Raw genomic sequence first — 7,822 nt, forward strand, 5'->3', positions numbered from 1 at the left:
GTAAGGGGGGTTGGGTGTTGTTTGTACTAAATATACAAACTTATCTGAATTTTCTCACATAGTTAGCTGGCTGATGCCCGCCGTCAGGGTTTCCCAGATTCGATCGTACACGGCGGTTGCAGACAGGGACTCGCCCACATCGCCTTTGCTGATAAATACCGGATGGTGTTCCTTCGCCGTGCCGATCCGGCCGTGTGAGCCTTTGATTAACGTGGCATCCAGCGAAATTACGTTCATCAGGTACCGGAATCCGAGCTTTTTCCGGGCCAGTTTGTACCCCGCTTTCAGTTTGATAAGCGGGTTGGTCTGGTCCATGAACATTTCAACCGGATCGTAGCCCGGTTTGCGGTGAATATCTACTATACGGGCAAAATCGGGTGCTTTGGCGTCGTCGAGCCAATAGTAATAGGTGAACCAGCTATCTGCGTCGGCCATGATCACAAAATCGCCGGAACGCTCGTGGTCAATATGATGCGCCTTCTGCTGGGCTTTATCCAGCACAAGTTCAATGCCGGGCGTTTTCTCCAGAATCGACCGCACTTTGCCGGCTACTGCCGGGTCGTTGAGGTATACGTGGGCGATCTGATGATCGGCGCTGGCAAAGGCAGGCGATGCCCCGGCGTCGAACATCTCCAGGCCCTGTTCCAGCCGGTAACGGATTAGACCGGCTTCGCGCAGGATGCGGTTGATGTGAATCGGTCGGCTGACGTTCGTGATGCCATATTCAGACAAGACAATCACGTTGGCTCCCTGCTTTTCGTAAAACTGAATCAGGTCGCGGCAAACGTCGTCGATTTCCCGCAGGTCTTTCGCATTTTTAGTCAGATCCTGCCCGAACTTCTGTAAGCAGTAGTCGAGGTGCGGCAGGTAGATCAGGGTCAGCGTCGGGTTGTGCCATTGGTCGACCAGCATCGACGCGTCGGCGATCCACCGGCTGGATTTGATGGTTGTGGCCGGACCCCAGAACTGGAACAGCGGGAACGTACCGAGTTGCGCCTGGAGCCGGTCGCGGAGGTCGCCGGGGTAGGTGTAGCAGTCGGGCATTTTGCGGCCGTCGGAGAGATACTGCGGCCGGGGCGTTGCCGAATAGTCGGCGGTGGAGTACATATTGTACCACCAGAACATCTTCGATACCGTAAACGAGGGATCAATCGCTTTGGCCCGCTCCCAGATTTTCTCGGCCTGCACGAGCTTATTCGACTGCTTCCAGAATTTCACTTCCGCATCGGTACGGTCGTACCAGCCGTTGCCGACGATGCCGTGCTCGCTCGGCCACTTTCCCGTTACGTACGTCGACTGTACCGAGGTTGTAACGGCCGGCAGCATAGGGTCGATGGTGGCGCGGTGTTTGTCGGCCATCCACTGGTTCAGAAAGGGGGTGTGCTCGCCAATCAGCGAGTACGATAAGCCCACTACGTCGAGTACTACGGTCTTTTTCATAGTATGTTGTTAAACGCAGAGACGCAGAGTGTTTCGCGGAACGCGCGGAGAATCTCTTCTAACTCTGCGTAGTTCTCTGTATCTCTGCGTTAAAATCTTTAACCCAGCTTACTTCGCGATCGATTGAGTCGACCAGATCGCGTTTCAGTCCTTCCGGTAAAACTTCCCAGGTATAGGTTTCTACTTCTAATTGATTGGTGAATGACCGTTCAGCCTGTAGCCGTAAAACCTCGGCAATGTCGTCCTGCGTCGATTGCAGTACGCCGTAGTCGGCCACAAAAATCGGTACGTGGAAATGCGCCCGCCATTCAGCATGGCTGTCGTCAAGGGCCGCGAGGGCTTCGGGCAAATCCGGAAACCGCAGCAACCCGCCCGACTGGGTACGGGCCACGACCTGGTGCAGGTACGTTGGCTCGTTGAACCGCTCAAACGCCTGCCGCACACTGGCGCGACCGTCGGCGTCCTGCGGGAACTCGGCTTTCAGGGCCGCGCTGATCTGAATCTTGCCTACCCGGAGGTTGTAGGCTTTGAGTTTATCCAGTACGTTGGCCGGCCGTTCGTATCCCACCGCAAAGTGGCAGACATCGTAGCACAACCGGACGTGTTCGCAGATGGCCGTTTCGGCTTCCTCGTCGGTCATGCCGAACTCGGTGGTCAGCTGTTCCAGACCCATTGGAATCAGGTAGTCGGTAAACCAGGTCACAAACTCGTCGGCGGTTTCGATGATGCCGTCGGGTTCGGGTTCCAGGTCGAGGTGCATCAGCCGGTCGGTCTGCCGACGTAGCCGAATCAGGTCGCTGACCACTTCCAGTACGTTCTGCGTCGTCTGCGAATAGATGTAATCCCGGGCGGCCGGCTGGTTCCACTCAAACCAGTGCCGATAGGAGAGGGGTGAGGTCGAGATACCGCCCTGAATGGCATTCCCCAGCTCATCGACCGGCAGCAGGATTGACAGCAGCCGAAACAGGCGTTTGGTGTACTCCACCCGCGCTTCGGTGGTCCAGTCGGGCGTATGCACCTGGTCTTTCACAACCGTGCGGTGAAAGCCCCCGAACGGAAAGCCATTCATGGTGAACACGTACAGGCCATTATCGGCGAGCCAGTGCTGAAACGCCACCAGATTTTCGGGTTGCTCCAGGTCTTCGCTGGCCTGATTTGACAGGCGCAGACCCAACCCAAAGGGAGCGTCGGGCGACAGGCGTTGTTTGAGTTCCGGCACGGCCTGCTGCAGGGCCGCAAAGTGATCCGCCCACGACTCGCCCGCGTGGATGTTGGTGCAATAGCCGAGGTGCCCGAGGGGTGTCTTCATGTGGTTTCTTAAACGCAGAGAGGCAGAGAAAACGCAGAGTAAGCAGAGCTATTTAATGTAATTCTCCTCTGTGGCCTCTGCGTTTCCTCTGCCCCTCTGCGTTTGAAAAATGTATTACAAATTTATTAACTCCTGCTCGCGGAGGGTGTTGATGGCCCGCCGAATCCGGTCGGCATCCATTTCGTTGACTTCAACGCCTTTGCCGATGGTTTCCAGCAGCATGATCGTCAGCCGGCCGCCGAGGTGTTCGCGAAATTCAGCCAGTCCCTTCAGGATGCCCACGCTGTTATCGGCGTCGAGCATGGGATGGTACAGCGAGAAGCCCAGCGTGTGCAGGGTTGTCAGGATGCGGTTAACCTCCGTTTCGGTGAGCCAGCCGAGATCGTGTGAGTACAAACTATCCAGGGCAATACCGATGGCTACGGCTTCGCCGTGGCGCAGGTCGAAGTTGGTCAACTGCTCCAGTTTGTGGGCGCTCCAGTGCCCGAAGTCCAGCGGCCGCGAGGAGCCCATCTCGAACGGATCGCCCCCGGCAATGTGCTGAAGGTGCATCTCGGCGCAGCGGTGAACCAGATACTGCATGGCTACCATGTCGCGGTGAGCGAGGGCTGCCGCGTTCGCTTCAATCCAGTCAAAGAAAGGCTTGTCTTTAATCAGGGCTACTTTGATGGCTTCGGATATGCCCGCCCGCCAGTCGCGGTCATCGAGCGAGGTCAGGAACGTAAGGTCGTTGAACACTGCCACCGGGGGCGCAAACGTACCGAGGAAGTTCTTCTTGCCGCGGTAGTTGACTCCGTTCTTGACGCCAACCCCCGAATCGTTCTGCGACAGGACCGTCGTCGGGATGCGAATATGCCGGATGCCGCGGTGCGAGATAGCCGCTGCGTAGCCCACCAGATCCAGCACGGAGCCGCCACCAACGGCCGCGATGTAGGAGTGCCGGTCGATACCGTAGCGGTCGACCGCATCGACGATCTGTTCAACCAGATCCGGATCGTTCTTAGCCGCTTCGCCACCGGGCAGTATGAGCAGGTCGGGAACCAGCGAAGCGGTCCGGACACTGGCGAAATACGACGTAATCTGCGTCGGCAACTCAGGATGATGCGCCACAACGCCCGAATCGAGCACAAACAGGATTTTCTGAGTCGTGCCCTCCTGGCGACGAGACTGCAGAAAGTCGGTTAGTAACGAATTAGCAGGGGCAAAAAGATGCTCAGTAAAGAAAACGTTGTATGTAAATCGTACCGCGAACGATTGTTGCAGATGATCCATCAGTAAGGGGTGTCAGTCCGTCTAAAACTCAAAATTACCCTATAAACACCGGGTTTATGGTAAAAGTCCCCGATTAGTCAGGATTTACCGATGAAACGTCGCCTGCAATCGATAATTATTGAACGATGAGCATGTGTTGAGACCGATCGGGGCTTCAGAACTTTTATTGCGAAATCGTGAATTGACGGTTTTTGAGGGGGAGGATTGTGGCCAATGATTGAACACGGTTTGTCTCAAGACTCAGCCATGCTGGATTTGAGCCGTGACCGACCTGATACGCTATAAAAACTTACTCAATCGGTTGATAGCAAAATGGTTTGGAAGTAGTTATTTCAACACCTTAGCAAATCCAATTTGAAGAACTGCTTAGACGGGCCACCCAACGACCCAGAGGGTTGATGGCGGGCGCGAAACGCGACTACACACGCGTACCTGCACCTTTACACACCCGTTCGGTTGGGCTGAAAACCGTCCTCCGGGGCGGGCTGCCTGTCGGCGGAAACGCTGACAAACACCCTTTTTTTATTTAGATTCCCATTTCGATACTACCGTGAGGGCCATCTATCAAGGTAATCTCGACGCTATTAACTTCTTGGTTTGTTCTATCGAGAATTAGGAACCCATTAACCAAAAGTCTTTCTGATGTCCTTCCCCAAGAAGAGCTAAACTCCTCCTCACTATCTCCATAATAATCTCTTACTTCTTTATGATTGATGTAGTCAGACCAATCAATATCAACTGAGGCATCTACTTGACATTTGATTGAAAAGTGAACAAATTTTTCACCCGATTCCATTTCACTTACATCATTGATAGTATAATCATCAAACATTAAGATTTCAGATACTCTTACGCTACCCACTCCGTAAGGAAAGCCTACCAAAACTTCTTCAAGCTCTGCATCTTTTAATAATTCTAAAAATTCCTTGTCGAGCCATTGCTTAAAATTAAAGTTTTGAGCTTGACCTTTATTTAATTGAAGTTTTAATTCTTCCATTTTTCTTAATCTTGGAAGAATAAACTCATCGTTAAACTTTGTAACTGTGACTACAATCTTAAAATTTTTATTACGTGTTCTTTTGTCAGTAAATTCTTCGGATAAGTAGCCAGCTTCTCCAAAATCTTTAATATTGTTAGTTATAAATACAATTTGCTCAGTCCCCCAAAGCTCAAGTTGTTTAATTGTTTCCCATATCAAATAATCTCTGTAGCCTGAGTCACCTTTTTTAAAAGGTCGTTTTCTTTCTAGAATTCGCTTAACTACATCTTTGTGTTCAACTTTAGGATAAGGTAGAATTTGTACTTTGACACTTTTTAATTTTTCTATAAGGAAATTTTCATATTCGCGGGTAGCTTCTTCAATATTAATAGATGGTATGGAAGGTTCTCTTTTTAACATTCTAAACACATCTAAATTAATTTTTTCTAATTCTTCTACCTTCTCTGATAAGAATTCTCGATATTTATTAACAGTTTCATCAATAACAACCTGTGAAATGTGTAAAGTAGCAGGGATAATATTCAACTCGTTGAGAAAAACTCTTGAGTGTGGGCCATCCATCCAAAAATCTTGCACCAAAATGTTTGTATCAAGAGTTACTTTCATTAGTTATTCATTAACCGTAGTTTATTTGATTAAAACTTCGACTTACTCGATGGAAAGTTTGCGTTGTCAACAGAAGCTGGAAATAAACGCCTAAAAGTTCATTGTCCCCCCAAGATATGTCTTGTGTCAACCGACGACAGCATACACGGTTTACGGCTTGCTGGCGCACTCAACGCCCGAAAGGGCTAATGGATAAGCAAACTACTCAACTGAACGCACGGACCTGCGATCTTTACACCCTTTCTTTGTTAGGCTGCTTGGCTTACCGCTGCGACCTGCCTCATGTCGACCGACAAACCACACTTGCAGCAAAGCTCATGTTGGCAGCATGCAAGTCTTCACTATGACAGGCTATGTATATTACACAACTGACGGAGAAAGAAATACTATATTCATTACCTGTAGCAAGGCGTTCACATCAGGCAAAATAAACCACGTTGGATTTCCTGGTCTTACAGTAGGATAACCGATGTCGGGATTGCCTTCATTCCAGTAGTTATAATTGTGGCGCAACCCGAAAACTATTTCTCCATTCTGAAGCTCCAACTCGGCAATAGAAAAACTGTCTGGTGCGATTTGTGTTCCGTCGTGAAGAACTCGAACTACTCTTTTGATACGGTTTTGTGGATAAACAACATCCTTTGGATTATAAGGCATAGTGTTTTGATTTAAGAAAATATTCTTGATCGAAAATGACTGGATTAACAGCAAACATGCCGATAGTCTTCATTTTCTTTTTCAATAAAGTTTTTTGATGGCTCCACAAATGACTGTAGACTAGAACACGACTACCAACCTTTACACCCCGAACTATTTGGCTGCCTAGCTCGACTTTGCGACCTGCTGCTGGTCGTCCGGCATTTATCCCACGCGGAGCGCAAGTAAGATCATGTTGAGGTGACATAAATATTTGCAGCTTTGGGACCTTTCACTGAATCCCTAATATCAAATTCGACAAGTTCTCCAGCACTAAGTTGATCTCCATAAATTATTGCTTCCTTGTTAAAATATACGTCAGAACCATTGTCACAGGTTATAAAGCCAAAGCCTTTTTCGATGTTAAACCACTTAATAATGCCTTTTTGACGGCTTATTAAATTATTAAACAAAAAAGTGTTTACGAGTATATTTACTGCCTTAGAAAATTCAAGATTGAAAAATTCTCTGTCTTCTCTAATTCTAAATTCTTTCAAAGAATTGAAGGCTACACTTTCAGCAATTCTTGCGTTTTTAACCTTGAAAATCTTCCTCGCTGAGTACGGGTGTAATACGCCCGTAGCTGAGTTAATCTCTTTTACTCTTTGCTGAACATTTCGGGTTGTCATACCGATTTTCAGTATGTTTGGGAGTTCTTTTGTTGATAGTATATAAATAAAGCCTCCGTCTACCTCCGTTTGTAAACCGCTATTACATCCAAGATAATTTAGTAAATATAATTTGATCCTGTGGCCAATCAAACTTGCTTTTATTTCAGAAGCTCGTTCCCAGTTTTTGTCTTTTATACTTTGCCTGAACTCAATCAAATTATTCACCAATTTAATTGTATTTCCGTTGGCAGGCGAACCCAATTTGCAATGAACCGTAAACCAATCCCATTGGTCTTGCTTGAGACCTCTATTGAACATCCCTTTCAGCTCTGAAATGTAATCGATGTTTACTTCTTCAAAAGAAACGACGTCATCAATGATGTTAAGTACGTGAGTGACTGCACTCTCATACCTTGCTCCCATTACTTTAGAAATGGGAGCCATGCCAAATCCCCACTTTGCGATTGCCATTAATTTAATGATTTTGTATCCTGTCGCCGGAGCGCACCATAGCAAACCCAAACATATACAACAGGGGCGCTTAAACTGTCGCACAACATATGGAAATGGGAGCCCACGACTTGCCCACTGCGATATGCCGTTTGTCGACCAACACCCGCAGGGGTTGATGGCTAGCGAGGTACTTGCCTGAACGGTTACTGTTTACACCTTTACACACCTGCCATTGTTGGGCTGAATGCTCGCCTTCGAGACATGTAACCTTTCACCCGACAGCTACCTATGCGGAACGGAATAAGATTATTTAGAAGGTGTTGGGGAATTATGCTTGGTTAAAGGGTTTGACTCGCTGAACCATCATCTGAATATTGGCTAAATACAGCCACGCCACCGAAGAAGATAAAGTATACTCATAATCTTTGACGATCC

At 48.5% G+C, this 7,822-nt stretch carries 6 protein-coding genes; all 6 read right to left on the reverse strand.

All coding sequences use genetic code 11. From position 1 onward, the window contains the following. Positions 1 to 54: 54 nt before the first annotated feature. Entirely contained in the window at positions 55 to 1,440 is a 1,386-nt protein-coding gene (locus DYU11_RS28650) for an alkaline phosphatase family protein (protein WP_119671174.1), read from the reverse strand. A gap of 58 nt (positions 1,441 to 1,498) precedes the next feature. Further along, a complete protein-coding gene (gene eboE / locus DYU11_RS28655; protein WP_119671175.1) occupies positions 1,499 to 2,749 on the reverse strand; it encodes a metabolite traffic protein EboE in 1,251 nt (416 codons plus the stop codon). Positions 2,750 to 2,863: 114 nt separating this feature from the next. After that, positions 2,864 to 4,021 (reverse strand): 3-dehydroquinate synthase, encoded by a 1,158-nt coding sequence (locus DYU11_RS28660; RefSeq protein WP_119671176.1) that lies wholly within the window; start codon positions 4,019 to 4,021, stop codon positions 2,864 to 2,866. A 526-nt stretch (positions 4,022 to 4,547) separates the two neighbouring features. Further along, complete coding sequence (locus DYU11_RS28665; RefSeq protein WP_119671177.1) at positions 4,548 to 5,627, reverse strand: PIN domain-containing protein; 1,080 nt, start codon at positions 5,625 to 5,627, stop codon at positions 4,548 to 4,550. Between the two features lie 360 nt (positions 5,628 to 5,987). After that, positions 5,988 to 6,284: a hypothetical protein gene (locus DYU11_RS33080; protein WP_147368063.1), complete on the reverse strand. Its 297-nt coding sequence runs from the start codon at positions 6,282 to 6,284 to the stop codon at positions 5,988 to 5,990. A 230-nt stretch (positions 6,285 to 6,514) separates the two neighbouring features. Then, positions 6,515 to 7,405 (reverse strand): cold shock domain-containing protein, encoded by an 891-nt coding sequence (locus tag DYU11_RS33880; RefSeq protein ID WP_119671178.1) that lies wholly within the window; start codon positions 7,403 to 7,405, stop codon positions 6,515 to 6,517. Positions 7,406 to 7,822 lie beyond the last annotated feature (417 nt).

Source organism: Fibrisoma montanum, from assembly GCF_003583365.1.
GTDB lineage: Bacteria > Bacteroidota > Bacteroidia > Cytophagales > Spirosomataceae > Fibrisoma > Fibrisoma montanum.